Annotated in this window: 26 protein-coding genes; 19 read left to right on the forward strand and 7 right to left on the reverse strand. The window is 75.8% G+C overall.

Annotated elements, in window-relative coordinates; genetic code table 11:
- The first annotated feature begins 8 nt into the window (after window positions 1-8).
- Entirely contained in the window at window positions 9-545 is a 537-nt protein-coding gene (locus F593_RS0112125) for a cysteine hydrolase family protein (RefSeq protein WP_022929025.1), read from the forward strand.
- On the opposite strand, the gene F593_RS24775 is transcribed toward F593_RS0112125, so the two are convergent.
- The gene (locus F593_RS24775; protein WP_022929026.1) at window positions 520-972 is read right to left on the reverse strand and encodes an MmcQ/YjbR family DNA-binding protein; all 453 of its coding nucleotides are present in this window, start codon (window positions 970-972) and stop codon (window positions 520-522) included. The two genes, F593_RS0112125 and F593_RS24775, sit on opposite strands and share 26 nt — an antisense overlap.
- A gap of 115 nt (window positions 973-1,087) precedes the next feature.
- Here F593_RS24775 and F593_RS24780 point away from each other — a divergent pair, with 115 nt between their 5' ends.
- From F593_RS24780 to F593_RS24790, 3 genes are all read left to right on the forward strand, one after another.
- Window positions 1,088-2,320 (forward strand): bifunctional glycosyltransferase family 2/GtrA family protein, encoded by a 1,233-nt coding sequence (locus F593_RS24780; RefSeq protein ID WP_022929027.1) that lies wholly within the window; start codon window positions 1,088-1,090, stop codon window positions 2,318-2,320.
- A 63-nt stretch (window positions 2,321-2,383) separates the two neighbouring features.
- Complete coding sequence (locus F593_RS24785; protein WP_022929028.1) at window positions 2,384-4,558, forward strand: glycosyltransferase family 39 protein; 2,175 nt, start codon at window positions 2,384-2,386, stop codon at window positions 4,556-4,558.
- Window positions 4,559-4,868: 310 nt separating this feature from the next.
- Complete coding sequence (locus F593_RS24790; RefSeq protein WP_051160515.1) at window positions 4,869-5,648, forward strand: SigB/SigF/SigG family RNA polymerase sigma factor; 780 nt, start codon at window positions 4,869-4,871, stop codon at window positions 5,646-5,648.
- Window positions 5,649-5,759: 111 nt separating this feature from the next.
- Here the strand turns inward: F593_RS24790 and F593_RS0112150 are convergent, their stop codons facing one another.
- Window positions 5,760-6,005, reverse strand: coding sequence for a hypothetical protein (locus F593_RS0112150; RefSeq protein WP_022929029.1), 246 nt, complete (start codon window positions 6,003-6,005; stop codon window positions 5,760-5,762).
- Between the two features lie 130 nt (window positions 6,006-6,135).
- Here F593_RS0112150 and F593_RS0112155 point away from each other — a divergent pair, with 130 nt between their 5' ends.
- Together F593_RS0112155 and F593_RS24795 are read left to right on the forward strand one after the other, a co-directional pair.
- Window positions 6,136-6,867 (forward strand): response regulator transcription factor, encoded by a 732-nt coding sequence (locus F593_RS0112155; RefSeq protein ID WP_022929030.1) that lies wholly within the window; start codon window positions 6,136-6,138, stop codon window positions 6,865-6,867.
- Window positions 6,864-8,480: a sensor histidine kinase gene (locus tag F593_RS24795; protein WP_022929031.1), complete on the forward strand. Its 1,617-nt coding sequence runs from the start codon at window positions 6,864-6,866 to the stop codon at window positions 8,478-8,480. The genes F593_RS0112155 and F593_RS24795 overlap by 4 nt, the downstream gene beginning before the upstream one ends.
- A gap of 56 nt (window positions 8,481-8,536) precedes the next feature.
- Here F593_RS24795 and thiM read toward each other — a convergent pair whose 3' ends face one another.
- Window positions 8,537-9,367 (reverse strand): hydroxyethylthiazole kinase, encoded by an 831-nt coding sequence (gene thiM / locus F593_RS0112170; protein WP_022929032.1) that lies wholly within the window; start codon window positions 9,365-9,367, stop codon window positions 8,537-8,539.
- Window positions 9,368-9,505: 138 nt separating this feature from the next.
- Between thiM and F593_RS0112180 the strand changes: the two genes are divergently transcribed.
- Window positions 9,506-10,399, forward strand: coding sequence for a hypothetical protein (locus F593_RS0112180; protein WP_157251765.1), 894 nt, complete (start codon window positions 9,506-9,508; stop codon window positions 10,397-10,399).
- Between the two features lie 10 nt (window positions 10,400-10,409).
- On the opposite strand, the gene F593_RS0112185 is transcribed toward F593_RS0112180, so the two are convergent.
- On the reverse strand, window positions 10,410-10,976 hold the full coding sequence (locus tag F593_RS0112185; protein ID WP_022929034.1) for an NADPH-dependent FMN reductase: 567 nt from the start codon (window positions 10,974-10,976) through the stop codon (window positions 10,410-10,412).
- Window positions 10,977-11,105: 129 nt separating this feature from the next.
- On the opposite strand from F593_RS0112185, the gene F593_RS24800 reads away from it, so the two are divergent.
- The 3 genes from F593_RS24800 to F593_RS0112200 are packed head-to-tail and all read left to right on the forward strand — an operon-like array spanning window position 11,106 to window position 14,226.
- Window positions 11,106-12,275, forward strand: a complete 1,170-nt coding sequence (locus tag F593_RS24800) for a glycosyltransferase (RefSeq protein WP_022929035.1) — start codon at window positions 11,106-11,108, stop codon at window positions 12,273-12,275.
- Window positions 12,272-13,417 carry a hypothetical protein gene (locus tag F593_RS24805; RefSeq protein ID WP_022929036.1) on the forward strand — a complete coding sequence of 382 codons (1,146 nt, stop codon included), beginning with the start codon at window positions 12,272-12,274 and terminating at the stop codon, window positions 13,415-13,417. Before F593_RS24800 ends, F593_RS24805 begins: the two co-directional genes overlap by 4 nt.
- Window positions 13,408-14,226, forward strand: coding sequence for a glycosyltransferase family 2 protein (locus F593_RS0112200; RefSeq protein ID WP_022929037.1), 819 nt, complete (start codon window positions 13,408-13,410; stop codon window positions 14,224-14,226). Before F593_RS24805 ends, F593_RS0112200 begins: the two co-directional genes overlap by 10 nt.
- 30 nt (window positions 14,227-14,256) lie before the next feature.
- Here F593_RS0112200 and egtD read toward each other — a convergent pair whose 3' ends face one another.
- Together egtD and F593_RS24810 are read right to left on the reverse strand one after the other, a co-directional pair.
- Window positions 14,257-15,252, reverse strand: a complete 996-nt coding sequence (gene egtD, locus F593_RS0112205) for an L-histidine N(alpha)-methyltransferase (RefSeq protein ID WP_022929038.1) — start codon at window positions 15,250-15,252, stop codon at window positions 14,257-14,259.
- A complete protein-coding gene (locus tag F593_RS24810; RefSeq protein ID WP_022929039.1) occupies window positions 15,249-16,553 on the reverse strand; it encodes an SUMF1/EgtB/PvdO family nonheme iron enzyme in 1,305 nt (434 codons plus the stop codon). The genes egtD and F593_RS24810 overlap by 4 nt, the downstream gene beginning before the upstream one ends.
- Before the next feature lie 185 nt (window positions 16,554-16,738).
- On the opposite strand from F593_RS24810, the gene F593_RS0112215 reads away from it, so the two are divergent.
- Window positions 16,739-16,981, forward strand: a complete 243-nt coding sequence (locus F593_RS0112215; protein ID WP_022929040.1) for a hypothetical protein — start codon at window positions 16,739-16,741, stop codon at window positions 16,979-16,981.
- Window positions 16,982-17,091: 110 nt separating this feature from the next.
- Here the strand turns inward: F593_RS0112215 and F593_RS0112220 are convergent, their stop codons facing one another.
- The gene (locus tag F593_RS0112220) at window positions 17,092-17,700 is read right to left on the reverse strand and encodes a TetR/AcrR family transcriptional regulator (RefSeq protein ID WP_028721642.1); all 609 of its coding nucleotides are present in this window, start codon (window positions 17,698-17,700) and stop codon (window positions 17,092-17,094) included.
- A 65-nt stretch (window positions 17,701-17,765) separates the two neighbouring features.
- On the opposite strand from F593_RS0112220, the gene F593_RS0112225 reads away from it, so the two are divergent.
- From F593_RS0112225 to F593_RS24820, 8 genes are all read left to right on the forward strand, one after another.
- The gene (locus F593_RS0112225) at window positions 17,766-19,025 is read left to right on the forward strand and encodes an acyl-CoA dehydrogenase family protein (protein WP_022929042.1); all 1,260 of its coding nucleotides are present in this window, start codon (window positions 17,766-17,768) and stop codon (window positions 19,023-19,025) included.
- Entirely contained in the window at window positions 19,022-19,879 is an 858-nt protein-coding gene (locus F593_RS24815) for an SDR family oxidoreductase (protein ID WP_022929043.1), read from the forward strand. The genes F593_RS0112225 and F593_RS24815 overlap by 4 nt, the downstream gene beginning before the upstream one ends.
- A complete protein-coding gene (locus F593_RS0112235; protein ID WP_022929044.1) occupies window positions 19,876-21,012 on the forward strand; it encodes a phosphotransferase family protein in 1,137 nt (378 codons plus the stop codon). Before F593_RS24815 ends, F593_RS0112235 begins: the two co-directional genes overlap by 4 nt.
- A gap of 10 nt (window positions 21,013-21,022) precedes the next feature.
- Complete coding sequence (locus F593_RS0112240) at window positions 21,023-21,733, forward strand: histidine phosphatase family protein (protein ID WP_022929045.1); 711 nt, start codon at window positions 21,023-21,025, stop codon at window positions 21,731-21,733.
- A gap of 106 nt (window positions 21,734-21,839) precedes the next feature.
- Window positions 21,840-22,646 carry an MBL fold metallo-hydrolase gene (locus F593_RS0112245; RefSeq protein WP_022929046.1) on the forward strand — a complete coding sequence of 269 codons (807 nt, stop codon included), beginning with the start codon at window positions 21,840-21,842 and terminating at the stop codon, window positions 22,644-22,646.
- A 228-nt stretch (window positions 22,647-22,874) separates the two neighbouring features.
- Window positions 22,875-23,192 (forward strand): hypothetical protein, encoded by a 318-nt coding sequence (locus F593_RS0112250; protein WP_022929047.1) that lies wholly within the window; start codon window positions 22,875-22,877, stop codon window positions 23,190-23,192.
- Window positions 23,193-23,283: 91 nt separating this feature from the next.
- On the forward strand, window positions 23,284-23,730 hold the full coding sequence (locus tag F593_RS0112255) for an OsmC family peroxiredoxin (RefSeq protein WP_022929048.1): 447 nt from the start codon (window positions 23,284-23,286) through the stop codon (window positions 23,728-23,730).
- Window positions 23,731-23,777: 47 nt separating this feature from the next.
- Entirely contained in the window at window positions 23,778-24,302 is a 525-nt protein-coding gene (locus F593_RS24820) for a MerR family transcriptional regulator (RefSeq protein WP_022929049.1), read from the forward strand.
- The last annotated feature ends 1 nt before the right edge of the window (window position 24,303 follow it).

The following is a 24,303-nucleotide window of genomic DNA, read 5'->3' on the forward strand; positions in this document are numbered from 1 at the left end:
GTCGTCCCATGAGCCGAGCCCTCGTCATCGTCGACATCCAGCGCGACTACTTCCCCGGCGGGAAGATGCCGCTCCACGAGCCCGAGGCGGCCGCCGCCAACGCGGGGAAGGTCCTCGAGGCCTTCCGCGCCGCCGGCGACCCCGTGTTCCACGTCCAGCACCTCAGCCCCGCGGGCGGCGGGTTCCTCGAGGAGGGCACGGACGGCGCCGACATCATGGCCCCCGTGACGCCAGCCGAGGGCGAGCCGGTCATCACGAAGCACGCCCCGAACTCGTTCCTCCGCACGGACCTCGAGGAGCGCCTCCGCGAGAAGGACGTCGACGAGGTCGTGGTCGTCGGGATGATGACCAGCATGTGCGTCGACGCCACGACGCGCGCGGGCGCCGACCTGGGCTTCTCCATGACCCTCGTCCCGGACGCCTGCGCGGCCCCGGGCCTCGAGTACGGCGGCCGGAAGGTCGACGCGCAGGACGTCCACGCCTCGTACGTCGCCGCGCTGGGCCAGTTCTACGCGACGGTCACGCCGGCGGACGAGCTGGCGTAGGGGCGTCGAACGCCGCCAGGACCCGCTTCGGGGCCCGGGTCCGCCAGGCGTCCTCCAGGTGCTCGGCCAGCTCCGCCCGCCCGACGGCGGCCAGGCGGAGGAGCACGTGCGGGTGACCGTCGTAGTGCGGGGTCGTGAAGCAGATCGGGGGCTCGGCGGCGAGGAGCAGCTCCTTCGTCTCGAGGTCGGCGCAGCGCAGGACGAGCACGCCGTCCTCGCCGTCCCACACGCGGGCGAAGAGCTTGCCGCGGACGTAGAACCCGGGCGTGCCGTAGCAGGGGCGCTCCGTCGTCTCGGGCAGCGCCAGCGCGGCGGCGCGGGCGTCGTCCTCGTTGCACCCGAGCGAGTCGTCGGCCATGGCGACATCCTCGTCGCCAGCGGTGGGGGCGTCCAACGGCCGGTCGGCGCCGGGCGGGTCGTCGGCCATGGCGGCATCCTCGCCGCCACCGGCGGCGGCGTCCAGCGTCGGGGCCCGACCGGCTCTCGGGGGTTCCTCAGGGTCGCCCCAGGTCTCTCCCGCAGGCCGGCTCCAGGCTTGCCCCATGAGCTCCCCGACCCTCCCCGCCGCGCGGTCCGTCGCCCTGGCCGCGCGTCGCCCGGACGACCGCCGGACGCCGGTCGTCGAGATCGTCGTCCCGGTCCACAACGAGCAGGCCGCGCTGCCGGGCTCGATCCGGCGCCTGCACGACCACCTCTCCGACGGCTTCCCGTTCGGCTGGCGAATCGTGGTGGCCAACAACGCGAGCACGGACGCGACGGCCGACGTCGCCCGGGCGCTGGCCGACGACCTCGACGGCGTCGCCCTGCTCGACCTGCCGGAGAAGGGGCGCGGACGCGCGCTGCGGGCCGCCTGGTCCCGCAGCGACGCCGACGTCCTCTGCTACATGGACGTGGACCTGTCGACGGACCTCGCCGCGCTGCTCCCGCTCGTCGCGCCGCTCGTATCGGGCCACTCCGACCTGGCGATCGGCACGCGGCTCGGGCGGGGCGCCAACGTCGTCCGCGGCCCGAAGCGCGAGTTCATCTCCCGCGCCTACAACCAGATCCTGCGGCTCTCCCTGCACGCGCGGTTCACCGACGCGCAGTGCGGGTTCAAGGCGATCCGCCGCGACGTCGCGGGGCGCCTCCTGCCGCAGGTGCAGGACCAGGCGTGGTTCTTCGACACCGAGCTGCTCGTGCTCGCCCAGCGCGACGGCCTGCGCATCCACGAGGTGCCGGTGGACTGGGTCGACGACCCCGACTCGCGCGTCGACATCGTGCGCACGGCGACGGACGACCTGAAGGGCGTCGCGCGGCTCCTGATGGGTGCGCCGATGGCGCGCTTCGTGGCGATCGGCGTCGTCTCGACGCTCGCCTACGCGCTGCTCTTCCTGCTCCTGCATCCGGGCCTGGGCGCCGCAGCGGCCAACGCCGTCGCGCTCGCCGTCACCGCGGTGGCCAACACCCAGGCCAACCGCCGGTTCTCCTTCCGCGTCCGCGGGCGCGAGGGCCTGGTCCGCCACCACGCGCAGGGTGCCGCGGTCTTCGTGCTCACGCTGCTGTTGACGAGCGGTGCACTCGCCGCCCTCCACGCCGTCGACCGGACCCCGGGGCACGTCGTCGAACTCGTCGTCCTCGTCGCCGCGAGCGTGCTGGCCACCGTCTCGCGCTACGTCGCGCTGCGGTTCTGGGTCTTCGCGCACCCGGCCGCCGAGCGGGCGTCGCTCGAGATCGGCGGTCCGGCCCCGGCGAGCGCCGCCTCCCCGGCGCTCGCCCCGGAGCGCCCCGGCCGCTGACCCGCACGCGGCGCCGGACCCAGCGCCGCACACCGTCCTCCCTCGACCACCACGGAGCACCCCATGGCCATCCAGACCCCGCCGCCCTCGCTGCGCCCTCGCGGCGCGCACGACCCCGCCCACGACCACCCCACCCGGGCCACGGACCCGCCCGGCGACGACGGCGCGTCGGCCCCGGTCCGCCGCGGTCGCGCCCGGAACGTCGCCGCCGCCCTGCGCGCCCGGCCGGAGCTGCCGGCCCTGCTGCTGCTCGCGGCCGTCCTGCACCTGTGGGGGCTCTCCGTCAACGGCACCGCGAACGACTACTACGCCGCCGCGGTGCGCTCCATGACGCAGAGCTGGCACGCGTTCCTCTACGGCTCGTTCGACGCCTCGGGCGTCATGACGGTCGACAAGCCGCCGTTGGCCCTGTGGATCCAGGCCCTGTCGGCGCGCGTCTTCGGCTTCTCGTCCTGGAGCCTGCTCGTCCCGCAGGCGTTGATGGGGGTCGCCACCGTCGGGCTGACGTACGACGTGGCGCGCCGCGTCTTCGGGCGCGTGGCCGGCGGCGCGGCGGGTCTGACCCTCGCGCTCACGCCGATCGCCGTCGCGATCTCGCGCCACAACAACCCCGACGCGCTGCTCGTCCTCTGCTCCGTCGCGGCCCTGTGGTCTCTCGTCCGCGGGCTCGAGGACGGCCGCACCCGCTGGCTGGCGCTCTCCGGGCTGATGATCGGCCTGGGGTTCGAGACGAAGATGGCGGCGGCGCTGACGATCGTCCCCGGCATCGTGCTCGCCTGGCTGTGGGTCGCCCCGCGCGGCCGGGTCGCCGCGGTGCGCGGGCTCGGCGTGTTCGGCGCCGTCGCCGCGGTCGTCGGGCTGGCCTGGCCCGTCCTGATGTGGCTCACGCCCGCGTCGAGTCGCCCGTGGATCTCGGGCACGAACGACAACTCGATCTGGTCGCTGATCCTCGGCTACAACGGCCTCGGCCGCCTGTTCGGGCAGAGCGGCGGGCCCGGCGGCACGGCCGCCGGCACGGGCGCGGCCGGCATCGGTGGCGGCGCACCGGCAGGCCTGGGCGGTGGCACGCCCGGCGGGATGGGCGGCGGAGGCGGCATGGGCGGGGTGTTCGGCGGCGACGCCGGACCGCTGCGGCTGCTGAACGCCTCGCTCGGCGGCCAGGCCGGCTGGCTCATCGGCGCGGCGCTCGTGGCAGGAGTCGGCCTCCTCGTCCTCACCCGCCTGCGGCGCTCCGACGTCCGCACGGGTTGGCTCATCGCCCTGGGCGGTGCGTTCCTCGTCACCGCGGTCGCCTTCAGCCGCGCGGCCGGCATCTTCCACCCCTACTACGTGTCCCTGCTGGCACCGTTCGTCGCCGCGCTCGTCGGCGCCGGCGTCGGCACCGTCGCCCACGGTGGCCTGCCGGGTCAGCGGCGGGCGCTCGTCACCCGGATCCTCGGCCCCGCGCTGATCACCGGCGGTGTGGCCACCGAGCTCGTGGTCCTGCACGGGTCGGCGACGGACCTCTCGTGGCTCGGACCGGTCCTGGTCGGCGGCGGGCTCGTCGCGGGGGCCGTCCTCGCCGTCGGCCGCGGCGGCGGACGGGTCCGGGGCGTGGTGCTCGCGGCCGCCGCGGCGCTGCTCCTGGCGGCCCCCGCGACGTGGGCCGTGCAGACGCTCGGCCACGCGACGAGCACGACGTTCCCGGCCGGCGGCCCCGAGTCCGCGGGCATGGGGGGCCCGGGCGGCGGCCGCGGTGGCGCCGGTGGTCCTGGCGGCGCGCGGAGGATGCGCGGCGGCCCGAACGCGGCCGGCGGCCTGCCCACGGTGCCGGGTGTGGCGGGCGGCACTGCCGCGACGCCGGGCGCCCGGAGCGGCGGGATGTTCGGCGGGAACACCCAGGAGCTCTCCGCGGCCGTGACCTACGCCGCGGCGAACGGCGGCGGCACGATCGCCGTCGCGAGCCAGAGCGGCGCGGCGACGTCGATCCTCTCGAGCGGCGGCACCGCCCCCGTGGTGGGCATCGGCGGGTTCTCCGGCAGCGAGAGCGCGGTGACGCTCGACTGGTTGGCCGACGAGGTCGAGGCCGGGCACATCCGGTGGGTCGTCACCGCGAGCTCCGGCCGGGGTGGGAGCGACGGCCGCGTGGGGGCCACCGCCGTCATGGCCGCGGTGCAGGCCGTCGGGAAGCCGGTCGCCAGCGTCGAGGGGCTCTACGACCTGCAGGGGCTGGCGGCCGCGCTGCGCGCGGCGGGCTGAGCGGCCACCGGCGGCACCGGGTCGGTGTCGCCGGCGGTCGACCTGCCCCAAAACCTGGACAGGACTGGGACACGGCATCCCATGTAGACCAATTTGAGACGAAACCGCTACGAAGGTGATACGGTCACCGGGCGTTGACCGCCGCTATGCGGCTCGACCTTGACCGACTCCCGAACGGGGTCGGGGATGGCGAGTCGCGACCCGGGTGCAAGCCCACGGCGGAAGGCGTGACAGACAGAAGTGGCCCGCCCCTGGACGCGTTGCGTCCGCTGGTGCCCGCTGGAACGTCACAGCCCTGTAGGAGACGCCCATGCTGCAGTCCGCAGCCAGGCGCGATCAGCTCGACCTCGAGTTGCTTCGCCGTTACCACGATCACCACGACGTCGCCGCCCGCGACGCGATGGTCGAGCGCGCCATGCCGCTCGTCCGCTCCCTCGCCCGCCGCTATCGCGACCGGGGCGAGGTCTTCGAGGACCTCGTGCAGGTCGGAGCCCTCGGCCTCGTGAAGGCCATCGACCGCTTCGACCCGTACGCCGGCAAGCGCTTCATCTCGTTCGCCGCGCCCACGATCACGGGGGAGATCAAGCGCCACTTCCGTGACCACTGCTGGGCGCTGCACGTGCCCCGCGCCACCCAGGAGCTCGCCGCCCGCCTGCAGACGGCCCGCAGCGAGATCGCCGACCGCACGGGGACCGAGCCCACCGCGGCGGAGCTCGCCGAGGTGCTGGAGGCCCCGGTGTCCGACGTCCAGAACGCCATCGCCGCGAGCCGCAGCTACCGGGCAGGGTCGCTCGAGCGGCCGGGGACCGACGGCGGGGCCGTCCAGGTCCTCGACTCGCACGGGTCCGTCGACGACGGGTACGGCCACGTCGAGGAGCGCGAGCTCGTCGAGCGCGCGGTCTCCGTGCTGGACGACCGGGCCCGCCGCATCGTGCGCGACCGCTTCGTCGAGGAGCGCCTGCAGCGCGAGATCGCGGAGGACGTCGGCGTCTCCCAGATGCAGATCTCGCGGATCGTCACGAAGTCGCTGGATCGCATGCGCGAGCACCTCGAGGAGCAGGGTCACCAGCCCGAGGCCCTCGCGGCCTAGGACCGGCTGCGTCACGGCCGCGCCGCCCGCGGGCGGCGCGGCGTCCGGTCGCCGCACTCGGTGCCCGCCGCCTTCCCAGCCGGCGCGCGGCCGCCGCACGGGTCGGGCGCCTCAGCTCGGCGGGCGCTGCCTGCGCCGGGCGCCGAGGTCCATCGTGAGGAAGAGGATCCCCATGATCACCCCGAAGCCGACGGAGGACGCGGCGTCGCCGCCGAAGAGGGCCCACACCAGTCCCGCGACGGCGCCCATGACCGCGCAGCCGATGAGGACCTGCAGCAGCGTGCGGGTGTCCTCCGGCTTCTGTCCGTCGGCGCCCATCCCGAGGTACCGGCGGACGCGATCGGAGCGGTTCGACACGCCGCCGGTTCTAGCAGCCGGCGGCAAACGGGAGGCGGCGGCTCCCGTCGCCGGTCGGTAACGGGGCCCTGGGGCGGCCGCCCCAGCTTCCTCCCAGGACGCTCACAGGCTCGGGGGCGATACTCGGTCCATGAGCACGGAGGAGACCGCGGGCCACCGCGTCCTGGTGGTGGACGACGAGCCGAACATCGTGGACGTCGTCTCCATGGCGCTGCGGTTCCAGGGCTTCGAGGTCGCCACGGCCGGGACGGGGGAGGAGGCGCTGGCGCAGGTCGACGCGTTCCGGCCCCAGATCATGGTCCTCGACGTGATGCTGCCCGACATGACGGGCTTCGACGTCGCCGACCGGCTCGGCGCCCAGCGCGGCCTCGTGCCGATCGTGTTCCTCACCGCCCGCGACGCCACGGAGGACAAGCTCCGCGGCCTCACCTCGGGCGGCGACGACTACGTCACCAAGCCGTTCTCGCTCGAGGAGCTCGTCGCCCGCATCCGCGTCATCCTGCGCCGCACCGGCCAGGCGACGGAGGACGCGTCCGTCCTGCGGTTCGAGGACCTCGAGCTGGACGAGGACACCCGCGAGGTCACGCGCGCCGGCCATTCGATCGAGCTCACCGACACGGAATACCGGCTGCTGCGCTACTTCCTGCGCAACCCGCGCCGGGTGCTGACCCGGGCGCAGATCCTCGACCACGTGTGGGACTACGACTTCGGCGGCGACGCGCGGGTGCTCGAGACGTACGTCTCGTACCTGCGCAAGAAGCTCGACGGCGTCACGACCCCCGCGGGGGAGCCCGTCGCGCCGCTCATCCACACCGCCCGCGGCGTCGGGTACGCGCTGCGCGCCCCGAGGCGCCCAGCATGACGCTGCGCGCCCGGCTGATCGCGACGCTGTTCGTGATCACCGCCCTGGGCATGCTCGCCCTCGCCGCGGTCACGTACACGAGCCAACGCGGCGCGCTGCTGGACCAGGTCGACGCGCGGATCGCGACGGCGCGCGCCGCGGCCCAGATCGGGCTGGCGGAGCAGAACGGGCTGAGGGCGACGGAGTGGCCCGGCCGGCGTGGCGGTCCCGCGGACCCGGGCCCCGGTCGGGGCGACGACGGTCCGCGGGGCGGCAACCTGCCTCCCGGCACCTACGCCGAGCTGCGGGCCGCATCAGGCACGACGGTCGGCGCCGTCGTCCGCATCCCCACCTCGTACTACGCCGCCGCGCTTGCCCCGCCCGAGCTGCCGAGGACGCTGAGGGCCGGCGCCACGTTCACCACCGACGCCGTGGGCGGCGGGGACCTGCGCTACCGGGTGCGCACGTACCCGAACCGCGGCGGACCCGGACCCGGACCCGGCGGACCGTTCGGACCCGGCGCGAGCGGACCGTCGGGCTCCGGTGCCGGCGCGGCGGGCGCCCCGACCACCACGGCGACGACCGGCTCCCCGAGGGCCGCGGCGCGGGTCGCCCTGAGGCGTGGGGTGACGGTCGTCGCCGTCCCGCTGACCGAGGTGGACGACACGCTCTCGCGGCTGATGCGGACCGAGGCGATCGTGATCGGCGTGGCCCTCGCGCTGCTCACGGCGGTGGCGTGGGCGATCGTCCGCGTCGGCCTACGGCCGCTGGACCGCATGGCATCGACGGCGGGGGAGATCGCCGCGGGGCGCCTGGACCAGCGCGTGGCCGACGACTCGCCGCGGACCGAGGTCGGGCGGCTCGGGCAGGCGCTGAACGGGATGCTCGGCCGGCTCGAGGGCGCGTTCGCCGAGCGCGAGGCCAGCGAGGGCCGGCTGCGACAGTTCCTCTCGGACGCCTCGCACGAGCTGCGCACGCCGCTGGCCTCGATCCGCGGGTACGCCGAGCTGTTCCGGGTCGGCGCGGTCCGCGAGCCCGACGACGTCGCCAGGGCGATGGGGCGCATCGAGGACGAGGCCGCGCGCATGGGCACCCTCGTCGAGGACCTGCTCGTGCTCGCCCGCCTGGACGAGGCGCCGGAGCACGCGCGGCAGCCCGTCGACGTGGCGCTGATCGCGGAGGACGCCGCCCACGACGCCCGCGCCACCGACCCGGAGCGGCCGCTGCGGGTCGACACGGACGGCGAGGCGATCGTCCTCGGCGACGACGGCCAGCTGCGCCAGGTCCTCGCCAACCTCGTCCGCAACGCGCTCGTCCACACCCCGCCGGGCACCGAGGTGGCGATCGCCTCGCGCCTCCGCGGCGACGTCGTCGAGCTCGAGGTCCGCGACCACGGCGCCGGCCTGCCGACGGACGACCCGGCGTCGCTCTTCGGGCGGTTCTGGCGCGCCGAGGGCGGCCGCGCGCGCGGCCGCAGCGGCGCGGGGCTCGGCCTGGCGATCGTGGCCGGCATCGTCGAGGCGCACGGGGGCGACGTGCGGGCCGCCGACGCCCCGGGCGGCGGGGCGTCCTTCGTCGTCACGCTCCCGCTCGCGCCGGGCGACGACGCCCCGGAAGGGCCGCGCCGCGCGTAGCCCGCGGGCCGGAGGACGACGCCGGCGTAGGCCGGGCCCGCGCGTGGCGCGCCCGCTCAGACGCGCCGGGCGTGCGGGTCGATCCGCGAGAGCTCGTCGAGCAGGCCGACGGCGAAGGACCCCGGCCCGCGGGCGCCGCTCGCCGCCCGCTCCGCGGCCACCGCGACGACCGCGTGCGCTGCGACCGCCGCCCGCAGCGGGTCCGGCGCGACGGCCAGGAACGCGGCGACGAGGGCGCCGAGCGCGCAGCCGGCGCCCGTCACGCGGGTCAGCAGCTCGTGGCCGCCGGGCACGCGGACGACGGAGCCGTCGGGCGAGACGAGGTGGTCGACCGGCCCCGAGACGGCGACGATCGCCCCGGTCTCGGCCGCGAGCCCACGGGCCGCGCCGAGGGCGGCCTCGGGCCCGGCGGTCGAGTCGACCCCGCGCGCCTCGCCGCCCGCGCCGACCTCGGCGATGCCGGCGGCGCGGGCGAGGGCGAGGGTCTCGGAGGCGTTCGCGCGCACGACCGCGGGGCGCTCCTGCACGAGCTCGCGGGCCAGGGCCGTGCGCATGGACAGCGGCCCGACGGCCACGGGGTCCAGCACCCACGGCACGCCGTGCTCGTTCGCGGTGCGGACGGCGATGCGCGCAGCCTCGCCCTGCTCCGCGGTCACCGTGCCGAGGTTGACGAGCAGCCCGCCGGCGACGGCGGCCAGGTCGGCGACCTCCTCCGGCGCGTGGACCATCGCGGGTGAGGCACCCGTCGCCAGCAGCACGTTGGCCGTGACGTTCGCGACGACGACGTTCGTGATGCAGTGCGTCAGGGGCGCCGCGCGCCGGAGCGCGCCGAGGTCCTCGGCGACCTCGGGCTGCGGCCAGTGGCGGGACGGCGTCGCGTCGGTCATGGCCGTCCACGCTAGCGCGGCGGCGACCCGCGCCTACCCGCGTTGCGTGACCGGCGTGGGCTCCGCCGGGCCCCGAGTGCGCTAGAACCAAGGGAGGCCGGGACTGTCCCCTCCGCCCGGCCGCGCGTGCGATCACCCATGTCCTCTCCCCACGGTCAGCCCACACGCGTCCAGCCGCCCGCTCCGGCGCCGCCCGCGCCGAAGGCGTCGAGCGAACTGGACCTCAAGACCCTCGTCATCACCGCGGTCGCGTCCGCACTCGCGGCGACCATCTGCTCGAAGGTGTGGGCCCCCGGCACGCTGGTTTCGGCGGCGTTCACGCCCGTCGTCGTCGCGCTCTGCCGCGAGGCGGTCCGGCGCCCGACCGAGGCGGTCGCGGCGGTCCTGCCCGTTCCCCGCCGCGGCGGCACGCAGGACCTCTCGGCGCTCCCGCGCGAGACCCCGCTGGCCTCGTCCGACCCCACGCGCGTGCACCGGGCCGGCGCCGCCGTGCCCGGCCCGCAGGAGGACCCGACGCGCGTGACGCCCGGTGCCGCACACCCGGAGCGCCCCGTCGGGGCCGAGCCGGTCACCGTCTACAGCGTGAGCAAGCCGCGGCGCCACCGCTGGCGCATCGCGGCGATCACGGGGCTGCTCGGCTTCGTCGTGGCGGCCGTCGTCGTGACCGTCCCCGAGCTCGTCGCGGGCAAGGAGCAGACGACGTTCTTCAACCCGCCCGCCAAGAAGGCGTCGAAGAAGGACGTCCCGCCGGCGACCACGACGACGAAGACGACGGAGACGGAGCCGACGGAGACCGTCACGACGACGAAGACCGAGACCGTCCCGGAGGAGTCCACGACGACGACCGCCCCGGGCACCGCGACCACGCCGGAGGGGACGGGCACGGCCACGACGACGACCACGACGCCGTCGACGCCCGCCACGCCCGCGACCCCGGAGACGCCGGGCGCGACGGACGGGTCCGGCGCCGCCGGTACCGCGGGCGGCGCGGGCGCGACCGGCTCCGGCACGTCCGGCGGCGCGACGCCCTAGTTGGCCGCCCCTAGACGGTCGCCCGCAGCGACCGCAGCGCCGCCTCGACGCGCACGAGCTCGTCGAGCATCGCGCCGGCCGAGCCCGTCAGGGTGTCGTCGGGGACGAACGTCCCGTCCTGCAGGTGCTGCCAGACGAACGGGATCGCCACGGCCGGCACGAGCGGGGTCATGCTCAGGGCGGTCAGGACCGGCTTGAGCTGCTGCGCCGCCCGGGTCCCGGCCGACACCCCGCCGTAACTGACGAGCCCGACGGGCTTGTGCGCCCACTCGCCGTAGAGGTAGTCCAGGGCGTTCTTCAGCGGCGCGGTGTAGGAGTGGTTGTACTCGGGGAACACCAGGACGAACGCGTCGGCGGCGTCGACGCGGGCGCTCCACGCCTGCGTATGGTCGTGCTCGTAGCGCCGCAGTCGCGGGTGGTGGGGCTCGTCCATCATCGGCAGCGCCAGCTCGGCCAGATCCGTCACCTCGACGTCGAAGCCGCCGTGGGCTCGAGCGGTCTCCTCGATCCAGCGGCCGACGGGGAGTCCGACCCGGCCGGGGCGCGTGCTGGCGATCACGATCTGCAGCGTGGGCATGCCGGGATGGTCGCAGGACCCCCCTCCCGGACCCTTCTCGGGCCCGTCGGAGTAGGGGGGGCTCAGAGGGGGTAGATGGACATGCGCCCCGTCCTTGGACCGTCTCCCGGGACCGGAACGACTCCCCCCATGCGCATCGTCCTCATCGCCCATCACGTCGCTCCGATCCGCGCCCCGTTCGTCGGTGGCGTGGAGTCGTTCACCTGGTACCTCGCGCGGTGGCTGGCGCGTCGCGGGCACGACGTGCTCATGTACGCGCCGGCCGGGTCGGCGGTCCCGGGCGTGCGGGTCCGTGAGCTCGACCTGCAGCCGCGGCTGAGCGATGCCGCCCGCAGCGACGTCGACATGCCGCCCGAGGCGTTCATGGCGGCGCACCACGCGTACCAGCGGGTGATGGTCGAGCTCGCGGCCGACCCCGACCCGTGCGACGTCGTGCACTCCAACACGCTGCACTACCTCCCGCTCCTGATGGCGCCGACCCTGACCGTGCCGCTGCTGACGACGTTGCACACGCCGCCGACCCCGTGGCTCGAGTCGGCGATGCGGTCCGTCGCCGGCCACACGGCGCTCGCCCTCTCGGCCGTCTCCCCGGCCACCCTCGACGCCTGGCGCGGCATCGCGCCCGTGCTGCCCGTGGTGGGCAACGGCGTGGACACGGACTCCTGGACGGCCGGCCCCGGCGGCCCGGGCGCCGCGTGGAGCGGGCGGATCGTGCCGGAGAAGGCGCCGCACCTCGCGATCGACGCGTGCCGCGCCGCCGGGCTGCCCCTGCGCCTGGCCGGGCCCGTCATCGACCGCGCGTACTTCGACGCGGAGGTCGCGCCGCGCCTGGGCGACGACGCCGTCCACGTCGGGCACCTCGACCACCGCGAGCTCCGGGACCTCATCGGCGAGAGCTCCGTCGCGCTGATGACGCCGGCGTGGGACGAGCCGTTCGGGCTCGCCGCGGCCGAGGCGATGGCGTGCGGCACCCCGGTGGCGGCGTTCGACCGCGGCGGCCTGCCCGCCCTCGTGGGCCGCGAGGGCGGGCGCATCGCCCGCGCCGGCGACGTCCCCGACCTGGCCCGCGCCGTGCGCGAAGCCGCCCGCATGGACCGGGCCGCCGTCCGGGCGCACGCGGTGCGCACCGCCGGCATCGACGCGATGGGCCACGGCTACGAGCGCCTCTACGGCCGCCTGGTCACGCCGCGTCCGGCGATCGTCCCGGCCGCGAGCACGACGACGCTGCGCCCGCGGCCGGCGCGCCGCTCGCGGGTGCTGCCGCGCGCCGAGGTCGGCGTGCGGCTCGGCACCTCGTGAGCGTCGGCTGGTACGTCCACCACCACGGCGCCGGGCACCTGCACCGGTTCCTGGCCGTCCGTCGCCTGCTCCCCGGGGTCGTCGGCCTGAGCTCCCTCCCGCGCCCGGAGGGCGTGCCGGAGGACGCCTGGGTCGCGCTGCCCGGCGACGTCCCCGCGTCCGAGCCGGACGACCCGACCGCCGGCGGCACGCTGCACTGGGCGCCGCGCGGCGTCGACGGCCTGCGTCGGCGGACCGCGGCCATCGCGGGCTGGGCGGCCGCGGCGGATCCCCGCGTGCTCGTCGTCGACGTCTCCGTCGAGGTGGCGCTGCTCGGCCGCCTGCTGTCACTGCCGGTCGTGGTCGTCGCCCAGCGCGGCCACCGCACGGACGGCCCGCACCTGCGCGCCTACGCCGCGGCCTCGGCCGTGCTGGCGCCGTGGACGGCGGCGGTCCACGCCGCGGGGGACGGCCCGCCGGAGGATCGCCTCGTGCTGACGGGCGCGGTGTCGCGCTTCGACGACGACGCCGCGGTCCCGGCCGGGGCGGCGGCGCCGGGCGACGTGCTCCTGCTCGTCGGCGGCGGCGGCCACGCGCTGCGCGCCCCCGACGTGGCCGCCGCGGCTGCGGCCACCGGTCGCACCTGGCACGTGGCCGGTGCGCTGCGCGTGCCCGATGCCCCCGGCGTGCGCGACCACGGCCCCCGCGCCGACGTCGCCGGGCTGCTGCGGGCGTGCGGGATCGTGGTCGCGACGGCCGGCGGCAACGCGGTCGCCGAGGTCGCGGCCGCCCGCCGGCCCCTGGTGCTGCTGCCGCAGGAGCGCCCGTTCGACGAGCAGCGGCGCCAGGCCGCGCTGCTGGCTGCGGCCGGGCTCGTCGACGCCCACGAGGCGTGGCCCGCTGCCGACGCGTGGCCCGCGATCCTGGCGACGGCCGCGCGCCGCGACCCCGCGCGCTGGAACGTGCTGCACGACGGCCGGGGCGCGGAGCGCTTCGCCGCCGCCGTGCGGGCGGTCGCCGCGGGTGAGGACCCGCGGGCGGCCGCGGCCGCCGTGGCGTGGGGAAGCGCGCGATCGCGGCCGGGGGCCCCCGCGGATCGAGCTCCGGCGGGTCCCGGTCCGACCGATCCTGCCCCGACGGTGCGGGGCGTGGCGTGCGCGTAGGCGTCGCCACGATCCGTCGCGGGCGGGAGCGGCACCTCGCCCGGCAGGCGCGCGGCGTGCGGGAGGGCACCCGCATGCCCGACGACTACGTCGTGGTGTCGATGGACCCGGACGAGCCCGAGGCGTCGCCGAGTGGCCCCCGGGTCGTCCGGATGCCGGTGCCCGACGGCGCGCCGCTGCCGCTGTCGGCCGCCCGCAACGCGGCGATCGCAGCGCTCGGCGACGTCGACCTAGCGGTGCTCCTCGACGTGGATTGCATCCCGGGACCCAGGCTCGTCGCCGGCTACGTCGACGCGTGGGCGGCGGATCCGGACGCCCAACGCCTGCTCGCCGGGCCCGTCGCCTATCTGCCCCCGGGGCGGCCGGCCGAGGGTGACGTGCTGTCGACGGACGACCGGCGGTCGGCCCGGGCGCCCGACGCCCGCCCCGTCCCGGCCGACGGCGAGATCCGCGACGAGCCGCGCCACGCGCTCTTCTGGTCGCTCTCCTTCGCCGTCACCCCGGCCGTCCACCGGCGGATCGGCGGCTTCGACGAGGGCTACGTCGGCTACGGCGGCGAGGACACGGACTACGCGTTCCGCGCCCGCGCCGCCGGGGTCCGTCTGGCCTGGGTCGGCGGGGCGTGGGCGTACCACCAGCACCACCCCGTCTCGCACCCGCCCCGCGAGCACGTCGCGTCCATCGTCCCGAACGCCCGGCGGTTCCGGGCGCTCTGGGGGCGCTGGCCGATGGAGGGCTGGCTGCGGGTGTTCGCGGCCGAGGGCCTCGTCCGGTGGGAGCCGGACGGGACCGTGCTAGAGCTGCGCTGAGCGGCGCTCGTCCGCGGGGCGGTCCGGCGCTCAGGCCACCCGCGCGAGGGCCAGCCCGAACAGCCCGTCGTCGTCCGTGAGCAGGTCCTCGAGCTCCAGGCCGGAGGCGGCCAGGTCGCCCGCGATCCGCTCCCGGGTGAACTTGCTCGAGATCTCCGTCCGCAGCTCCTCGCGGGCGGCGAAGGGGACCTCGAGCCCCAGTGCGGGGATGCGGACGACGTGGTCGCGCACGGCCCGCAGGCGGATGTCGATCCACTCGTGCCGGCGGTCGAAGAACGCCACGTGCTCGTACTCGTCGACGGGGAAGTCGGCGCCGAGCTCGCGGTTGAGCATCGTCAGGACGTTGCGGTTGAACGCGCTCGTCACGCCCGCCCCGTCGTTGTAGGCGGCCTCGATCACCGCGGGGTCCTTCACGAGGTCGATCCCGATCAACATGCGCCCCTCCTCGCCGAGCAGGCCCCGCAGGCGGCCGAGGAAGTGCCGGCGGCTGCCCGGCGGCAGGTTGCCGAGCGTGCCGCCGAGGATCGCCACGATCCGCGGGCCGATCGGCTCCGGGACGAGGTCGAGGTCGCGCTCGAAGTCGCCGACGATGCCGTGGACGGGAATGCCGTAAGCGGCGGAGATCTCCCCGCTGCACTGCCGGACCGTGGGTGCGGAGACGTCGAACGGCACGAACCGCCGCAGCGTTCCGCCGGCCTGCATCGCGTCCAGCAGCACGCGGGTCTTCGTGGCGAACCCGGCGCCGAGCTCGACGAGGTCGACGGCACCGGTGCGCTCCGCGAGCTCCGCGGAGCGCGCGACGAGGATGGACCGCTCGGTGCGCGTGGGGTAGTACTCCGGGAGCTCGCAGATCTGCGCGAACAGGTCGGATCCGTGGTCGTCGTAGAGGTGTTTCGGGGGGAGCTGCTTGAACGGCTGCGTCAGGCCGTCGTGCACGTCGTGGGCGAGCGTGCGCGGCGCGGGGTCGGCGTCGGCGATCGTCAGGGTGACGAGCTCGTCGGGGGTGGTGGTGCTCTGGGTGCTCATGCGCGGCCTCCGGCCGTGGGACGCCGGGACGCAGGGGCGCCCGACGGGTGGTCGGGGGCGTCGGCGGCGAGCCGCACCCCGGAGAAGATCTGGTGCCGCTCGGGCAGGTCCCAGTTGCGGAAGCTCGCGGTGGCGACGCGCGGGTGGCTGGCGAAGGAGCCGCCGCGGAGGACCCGGTACCCGCGGCCGAAGAACACGGCGGAGTACTCGGGGTAGGGGCGGGGAACGAACCCCGGGTAGCCCTCGAAGGGGCTGGCCGTCCACTCCCAGACGGCGCCGGCGTCATGGAGGAGCCCGGAGGCGCGGGCGTGCTCCCACTCGGCCTCGGTCGGCAGGCGCAGGCCGCACCACGCGGCGATCGCCTCGGCCTCGAAGAACGAGAGGTGGCACGCGGCCTCGTCCTCGCCGCGGGCCCCCGGGGGCGGCCCGGCGTACCCGCCGCCTCCCGTGCTGTCGCGCACGTCGGTCCCCGCGCCGCCCGCTCGCCAGGCCCAGCCGTCGTCGCTCCACAGCGCCCGGTCGTCGTAGCCGCCGTCGGCCGCGAACGCCCGCCAGGTCTCGACGGTGACGGGGCGCCGGGCGATCCGGAACGGCTCCAGGGGCCGCTCATGGCGCGGGCGCTCGTTGTCGTACGCGAAGCCCTCGGGGTCGGCGCCGACGCTCACGCGCCCGTCCGGCGCCGGCACGTCGATGAGGGCCGGCCGACGGACGCGGGCGAGGGCGCGAGCCGCGACGTCGTCGGACTGCTCCCGCGGGCGGGCGTCGGCCCCGGCCGGCCGCGCGTCGCCCGCGCCGCCCGGCAGCGCGTCGAGCCACGGCGCGAGCCCGCCGAGCCGCATCGCCTGGAGCATCGTCTCCGTGTGCTGGAGCTCGTGGCGGAGCACGAGCTCGTGCAGCTCGGGGTCGACCCCGCGCTCCGCCACCACCTCGTCGACGCGGCCGCGGACGTCGTCGAGGTACGCCCAGGCGGCGGGCACGTCGAGCAGCTCGAGGTCGCCGCGGACGGCCCGCGGGGTCTCGAACGCGTCGTACATCGCGGCGAGCTCCGGGTGCAGGAGCGGGCGGCCGCCGTGGCGGTGCACGAGCCACAGGTCCTCGTAGGCGGCGATGTGGGCGAGGTCCCACACCAGCGGGCTGAGCAGCGGGTCGAACTGGGTCTCGAGCTGCGCCCGGGTGAGTCCGGCGACGAGCGTGCGCGTGCGCTCCCGGACGGCGTGGAGCGCCTCGTGGGGGTCCTCCGGCAGCGGCGCGCGCAGCACCCCGGTCGGGTCGTGGGCGGTCGGGGCCTGTGCGGTGCTCACGGAGGGTCTCCGTTCGTCTCTGGGCGACCTCGGACGACCGACGCCACGCGGGGGCGCTTGACCGACCGGGATCCGGCACGCACAGTCTCGCGCGCCGGCCGGATGCTGTGGGATACGCACGTGCGGCGGCGCCGGATGCGAGGACGCCGTAGACGCGACCGCGCACCGGGGCTAGGGTAGAACCGATGCCGTGCCCCGTCACGCGATGCGAACTCGGCGACCAGCGGGGCGACGTCCTGCGAGCGCTCGACCGGGGTGAGCGCGTCGTCGTCACGCTCGAGGGTGAGGTGGTCGGGGAACTGACGCCCGTCGGCCACGGTCCGTTCGTGGACCGGGAGGCCGTGCTCCGGGTGTTCGCCGGGACCCCGGCCGTCGATGCGTGGACGTTCGCGGACGACGTGGATCAGGACCCGACGCCCACGGTCTGACCCGCACCTGGGGGCGGCGCCGGCGCCTCGGTCGTTGCGACCTTCGGCACCTCGACGCCTCGAGGTCGTCGAGGTGGCGCGGGTGCGCCGAGTCTCGGCGCCGGACTCCGTCAGCCCGTCGCGGCCCGGAACGACGCCTCGAGGTGGTCCACGAGCGCCTCGCGCTCGACCGACGGCTCCGCCACCCAGTCCAGGGCGAGCTGCTCGGCGAAGGCGAGCCATGCGCGCGCCGACTGGGTCCGCAGGAGCGCGAGCGGGCCGTCGGCCGGGGCGTCGCGCCCCGCGTCCGCCGCGGCCAGCAGCCCGTCGGCGATCGTGGCCCGCGCGTCGCGCAGGATCGCGGCGAGCTCCGGGTCGGCCGACCACGAGCCGCCGGCCATCTCCATCACCCGCCCGGGGCGACGCTCCACGAACGCGAGGTAGCCGTCGATGGCCCCGCGCAGCCGCTCGTCCGCCGGACGCTCGTCTGCCGGCCACATCGCGCGGTGCAGGCGGCGCAGCCCGGCCGCCGCGACCTCGCGGTGGAAGGCCTGCTTCGACGCGAAGTAGTGGAAGAGCAGGCCGCGCGAGATCCCCGCGCGGCGGGCGACCTCGTCGACGGTGATCGCGTCGAGCGGGCGCTCCCGCAGCAGGCCCAGGCCGATCCCGACGAGCTGCCGACGGCGCTCCTCCGGCGGCATGCGGCTGCGGGCGGGCGCGGGTGCGTCGTCCTCCGGCACGCTGTTGAGCATACGCTCAACAAGCGCTAGGGTCGACCGCGTACCCCGTTTCCGGAAGGCCCCGCATGGACTTCGCCCCGACGCCGCGCGCCCTCGAGCTCCTCGAGCGCGTCGACGCCTTCATCCACACCGAGATCGAGCCCCACGAGGAGGAGCACCTCCAGGGGACGCTCGCCCAGGCCGAGGGCGCGTTCTCCGTGCCCCCGCTCGTCGCCGAGCTCAAGCGCAAGGCGCAGGAGCAGGGGCTGTGGAACCTCTTCCTGCCCGAGCCCGCCGCCGTGCCGGGCGTGCCCGAGGCGCTGGCGGGACCGGGTCTGAAGAACGGGGAGTACGCGGTCCTGGCCGAGCGGATGGGCCGCTCACAGCTCGCCTCGGAGGTCATGAACTGCAACGCGCCGGACACGGGCAACATGGAGGTGCTGCTGCACTTCGGCTCCGGGGCGCAGCAGGAGCGCTGGCTCGCCCCGCTGCTGCGCGGCGAGATCCGCTCCGCGTTCTGCATGACGGAGCCCGACGTCGCCTCGTCCGACGCGACGAACATGCAGGCCACGGCGATCGTCGACGGGGACGAGATCGTCCTGAACGGGACGAAGTGGTGGTCGACGGGGATCGGGCACCCCGAGTGCGAGGTCCTCATCTTCATGGGGCTGACCGACCCCTCGGCACACCGCTACGCGCAGCACTCCATGGTCCTCGTCCCGCTCGACACCCCCGGGGTGCGGGTCGAGCGGATGCTGCCCGTGATGGGGTTCCTCGACGCCCCCTCGGGCCACGGCGAGGTGTCCTTCACCGACGTCCGCCTGCCCCTGGACGCGGTCATCGGCACCCCCGGCGGCGCGTTCGGCATCGCCCAGCAGCGGCTGGGGCCGGGGCGCGTGCACCACTGCATGCGCCTCATCGGCCTGGCCGAGCTGGCGCTCGAGTACGCGTGCCGCCGGGCGATGACCCGCACCGCGTTCGGCAAGCCGCTGGCCAACCTCGGCGGCAACCGCGAGCGGATCGCGAACGCCCGCATGAAGATCGACCAGGCCCGCCTGCTCGTCCTCCACGCCGCGTGGCTGCTCGACACCCAGGGCCTGCAGGGCGCGCTCGGCGCCGTCTCGCAGATCAAGGTCGTCGTGCCGAACATGGCCCAGGAGGTCGTCGACATGGCGATGCAGCTCCACGGGGGCGGCGGGCTCTCGAACGACTTCCCGCTCGCGGGCGCCTGGGCCGTCGCGCGCTCGCTGCGCCTGGCCGACGGCCCGGACGAGGTCCACCGCGGCGTGATCGCGCGCCTCGAGCTCTCCCCCTACAAGCCCGAACCGGCAGGATCGACCGCATGACCCCCGACCGCATCCTCATCACCGGCGCCGCGTCGGGCCTGGGCCTGGCGCTCGCCACGCGTTACGCCGCCGCGGGCCGCCGCGTGCTGCTGACCGACCTGGACCAGGAGGCGCTGGACCGCGCCGTCGCGACGCTGCCCGCCCCGGGCCGCGCCCGCGCCGCGACCCGGGTGCTCGACGTCCGCTCGGACGAGGACTGGGAGGACGCCCGTGCCTGGGTGCAGGAGCAGTGGGACGGCCTCGACGTGCTCGTCAACAACGCCGGCGTGGCCACCGGTGGCCGGTTCCCGCAGACGCCGATGGAGGACTGGGACTGGATCGTCTCGATCAACCTCATGGGCGTCGTCCGCGGCTGCCGCACCTTCGCCCCGCTCATGCAGGCGCAGGGATCCGGGGCGCTCGTCAACATCGCCTCGGCCGCCGGACTGCTGAACCCGCCGGTGATGGCGTCCTACAACGTGGTCAAGGCCGGCGTGGTCTCGCTCTCCGAGACCCTGCGCTACGAGCTCGAGCCCGACGGCATCACGACCTCGGTCGTCTGCCCGACGTTCTTCCGCACGGGCCTGGCGGGCACGTTCCGCACCCCGGACGAGGCGGTGCGCCGCACGATGGAGAAGCTCGTCACGAAGAGCTCGACCCCGGCCGACCGGATCGCGGGGAAGATCTTCGACGGCGTCGAGAAGGGCCGGTTCCTGATCCTCACCGACCGCGAGGGCGCCGTCGCCTACGCGGTCAAGCGGTTCGCGCCCCCGCTGTTCCAGCGCGAGGTCCGCAAGGGCGCCGCCCGCCTGCTGGGGTCGATCAAGCAGGCCGAGCGCGAGGCCGCCGCCGAGACCCCGCGCACGCCGGCATGAGCGGCGGCGCGCAGGAGGGGGCGGCCGGCGTCGGTGGGGCGGCCCGCCCGCCCGTCGACGAGCCGAGGGCCGTCCGCGACGAGGACGCGTTCGACCCCACGCCGCTGCACGCCTGGCTCCGCGGGCAGCTCGGTGACGAGGGCGCCGCGCTGGGCGACGCGCCGCCCGAGGTCCGCCAGTTCTCCGGCGGCGCGTCGAACCGCACGTACCTGCTGCGCTACCCGGGCCGCGACCTGATCCTGCGCCGGCCCCCGGCGGGCGAGCGCCACGGCACCGCCCACGACGTGCTGCGCGAGGCGCGGATCCAGCAGCGCCTGAAGTCGGCCTACCCCTACGTGCCGACCGTCATCGCGGCGGGCGAGGACGACGTCGCCCAGGCGCTCCTGGATGGCCCCTTCTACGTCATGGACCGCATCGAGGGGTCGATCCTGCGCGGCAACCTGCCGAAGGGCACGGCGCTCACCCCGGAGGAGGCGCGGCGCCTGAGCGAGGAGGCCATCGACCGGCTCGTCGAGCTGCACGCCGTCGACGTGCGTGCCGCCGGGCTCTCCGATCTGGGCCGCGGCGCGGGCTACGTCGGCCGGCAGGTCGAGGGCTGGTCCAAGCGCTACCGCGCCGCCCGCACGCCGCGCTCGCCGCGGTTCGAGAGGACGATGGCGTGGCTCGAGGAGCACCGCCCGCCCGACGTCGGCACCTGCGTCATCCACAACGACTGGCGCCTGGACAACCTCGTCCTCGATCCGGACGGCTCCGGGAGCGTCGTCGGCGTGCTCGACTGGGAGATGGCCACGCTCGGCGATCCGCTCATGGACCTCGGCGGCGCCATGGCCTACTGGGTGCAGGCCGACGACGACCGCTTCATGCAGCTCCTGCGTCGCCAGCCGACGCACCTGCCCGGGATGCTGACCCGTGAGGAGGTCGTCGACCGCTACTGCGCCCGCGCCGGCATCGACCGGCCCGACTGGGCGTTCTACGAGGTCTTCGGCCTGTTCCGCCTGGCGGTCATCGCTCAGCAGATCTACAAGCGCTACCACTCGGGCCAGGCGAAGAACCCGGCGTTCAAGCACCTGTGGGTCGGCGTGCGCTACCTCGACTGGCGCTGCCGGCGGATCATCCGCCGGAGCGGTCGCTGAGGAGCCCGCCGTGCCCGCGCTGCACCTCGTCCGCCACGGCCAGGCGTCCTTCGGCGCCGGGAACTACGACCGCTTGAGCGCGGTCGGCCACGAGCAGGCGCGGGCCGTCGGCGTGGCGCTCCGCGAGCGGGGCGTCGCGCCGGCCGTCGTCGTCCACGGGAGCCTGCGCCGACAGCGGCAATCGGCCGAGGCGATCGCCGCGGCCTGGGCCGACGCGCCCGGGGGCCCGCCGCCGCTGCGCGAGGACGCCCGCTGGGACGAGTACGACCACGAGCGGCTCCTCACGGCGCTGTCCGCCGATCCGGCCTACGCGGCCCGCCCGGGTGCCGACGCGGCGGCGTCCGATCCGGCCCGCGCGTTCCAGGCCGCGCTCGACGAGGCGCTCGAGCGCTGGACGGGCGGCGCGTTCGACGAGGAGTACGCCGAGACCTTCGGGGCGTTCGGCGAGCGCGTCGGCCTGGCGCTCGACGAGGCCGTCGCGCGGGCGGGGGAGGGCGACCGGTCCGGCACGACGGTCGTCGTCAGCTCGGCGGGCGCGATCGGAGCCGTCGTCTCCGCGCTCCTGCGGCTCGACCCCGAGGCGTGGGCGGCCCTGAACCGGGTGGCCGTCAACACGGGGATCACCACGGTGGTGGCGGGCGCCCGCGGGCGCAGCGTCGTGACCTTCAACGACCACGGCCATCTCGGCGGCCCCGGCCGGCCCGAGCGCACCACGCGCTGAGGGCCCCGCGCCGCACCCGCGATCCGCGCCCACGCGCCACGCACCCGCGACCCGCACCGACCGTCGACCGCCTTGACGCACCCCCACCCCCGAAGGAGCATGGGCCATGAGCGCCGCACCCGGAACCACCGCTGAACGCCCCCGGCGTCGTCCCCGCGACCCGCGGCGGCTGCTCGAGAGCCTCCTCACGGCGGCCCCGGAGACGATCGCCGACGGCGTCACGCTGCTGCGCGGCGGGCTGACGCGAACGATGAACGTCTACCTCCTCGACGACCCCGCCTCGGGCGGCGTCGTGGTCTACGACGCGGGGGAGAAGGGGATGGCCCCGGCGATCCTCGCCGCGGCCCGTGAGCGCGGAGGGATCACGAAGGTCGTGCTCGGCCACGGCGACACGGACCACCGCGGATCGGCACCCGCCCTGGCCGCCTCGGGCGACGTCCCGATCCTCTGTCACCCCGACGCGGTCGAGCAGGCCCAGGGGTCCGGCGGCCGCGACTACTGGCGTCCGGAGCAGCTGCCCCGGGCGGTCCGCGCGGTCCACGGCGTCATGCACCACGTCTGGGACGGCGGCCCCGTCACGATCACGGGGACCGTCCAGGCGGGCGACGACATCGCGGGCTTCGAGGTCGTCGAACTCCCCGGTCATGCCCCGGGACTCATCGGCCTGTGGCGCGAGCGCGACCGGTTGGCTCTCGTCTCCGACGCCTTCTACATGACCGACATGTGGGGCCGCCCGCAGGACCCGGCGTTGCCGCTCGACGCCTACAACCAGGACACGGAGCGCGCCCGCGAGAGCCTGCGGGCCCTCGCCGCGCTAGAGCCGCGGATCGTCGGCCCGGGGCACCTGGGGCCGCTGACCGGGCCGGACCTGCGGGCGGTCTTCGAGCGCGCGGCGAGCGCGCCGCTGGGCTGAGTCGCCCCCGAAGGAGTTGGGGCCCGGCGGCGCGAACGCCACCGGGCCCCGGAGGAGAGAGGGTGCACCGTCAGGCGCTCGACCCGTCACCCATGATGCGGGCCGGGCCTCCGGCGCACCTCGGACCGTGGGCCCGAACCGGCGGCCGGGGTCTTGGACACCGGGAGTGACGGACGTCCGCTCCCCCGGCGCGGACTCGTGCTGGTCGTCCGCCGCTACGATCGCCGGGTGCCGCGCCCCCACCCCACCTGGATCGTCGCCCCGCTGTCCCTGATCCTCGGGTTCGGGGTGGCCGACCTCACCGGCGTGCGGCCCCTCGGCGGCGTCGTGCTCTTCCTCGCCGCCCTCTGGTGCGGGCTGGAGTGGCGACGCGAGCGCGGCCTGCCCGTCGCGCTGCTGCTCGTGGCGGTCTACCTGCTCGCGTTCGGTCTCTCGCACCCCCTGGGCAAGCAGGTCGGAACGTGGCCGTCGGTCTTCGCGGTCAGCGCCATCGTCGGTGGCGTCATCTACGCCGTGATGAAGCGGCACCCGCGCACCGCGCTGTAGGCCTCGTCGCTCCGTGGCGGCGCATCCGCCCGCATGGCGCCGTCGTTCCTCGGGTAGCGGTTTCACGAGCAACCACCCCGAGAGGACCCGCATGCCTGTCGCATTCCGCAAGGCCACCACCGAGTGGCAGGGCACCGCCGCCGAGGGCGCCGGCACCACGACCTTCGTCTCCTCCGGCGCCGGAGGCCCGTTCCCCGTCAGCCTCACGAAGCGCACGGACCAGGAGGACAAGACGCAGACCAACCCGGAGGAGCTGCTCGCCGCGGCGCACTCCACGTGCTTCGCGATGGCGCTCTCCAACGTCCTGAGCCAGAACGACACGCCGCCGTCCAAGCTCGACGTCGCCGTGCGCGTCACCCTCGACAAGGTGGGCGAGGGGTTCGGGATCACGAAGTCCGAGCTGACGGTCACGGGCGACGTGCCGGGGCTCGACCAGGCGGAGTTCGAGCGCCTCGCCGGGGAGGCCGAGAAGGGCTGCCCGGTGTCGAACGTCATCCGCGGCAACGCCGAGATCACCCTGAAGGCCACGCTCTCCTGAGCGAGGCCCTTGACCTGGAGCGCGCTCCAAGTCGTACGGTCACCGAGATGGCCACCGCACCCCAGTCGCTCACGGGCACGTCCACGGTGGACGCGCCCGCGGCGCCGCCGTCCGTCGGCGCGTCCCACCCGGACGCGCCCCCGGCCGCCCCGCCCGCCGGTCGCGACGCAGCCGTTCCGACGGCGCTCACGATCGCCGCCGCGGCCCGCGAGACCGGGCTGACGCCGGACACGCTGCGCTACTACGAGCGTGAGGGGCTGATGCTGCAGCCCGTCGACCGCGTGTCGTCGAGCCACCGCCGCTACGGCGACGACGACCTCTACTGGATCCGGCTGCTGACGAAGCTGCGCGGCACGGGCATGCCGATCCGGGCCGTGCGGGAGTACGCCGCGCTCGTCCGGGCCGGCACCGGCAACGAGGCGGAGCGGCTCGCGCTGCTCGAGGACCACCGCACGGCGGTCCTCGCGCAGCTCGAGGCGACCCGGCAGAACCTCGAGGCCATCGACCACAAGATCGCCGTCTATCGCGAGCGCGCCGCCGAGCCCGCCGCAGGAAGGACCGTCACCCCGTGAC

Source organism: Patulibacter americanus DSM 16676, assembly GCF_000420025.1.
In the GTDB taxonomy this organism is placed as follows: domain Bacteria; phylum Actinomycetota; class Thermoleophilia; order Solirubrobacterales; family Solirubrobacteraceae; genus Patulibacter; species Patulibacter americanus.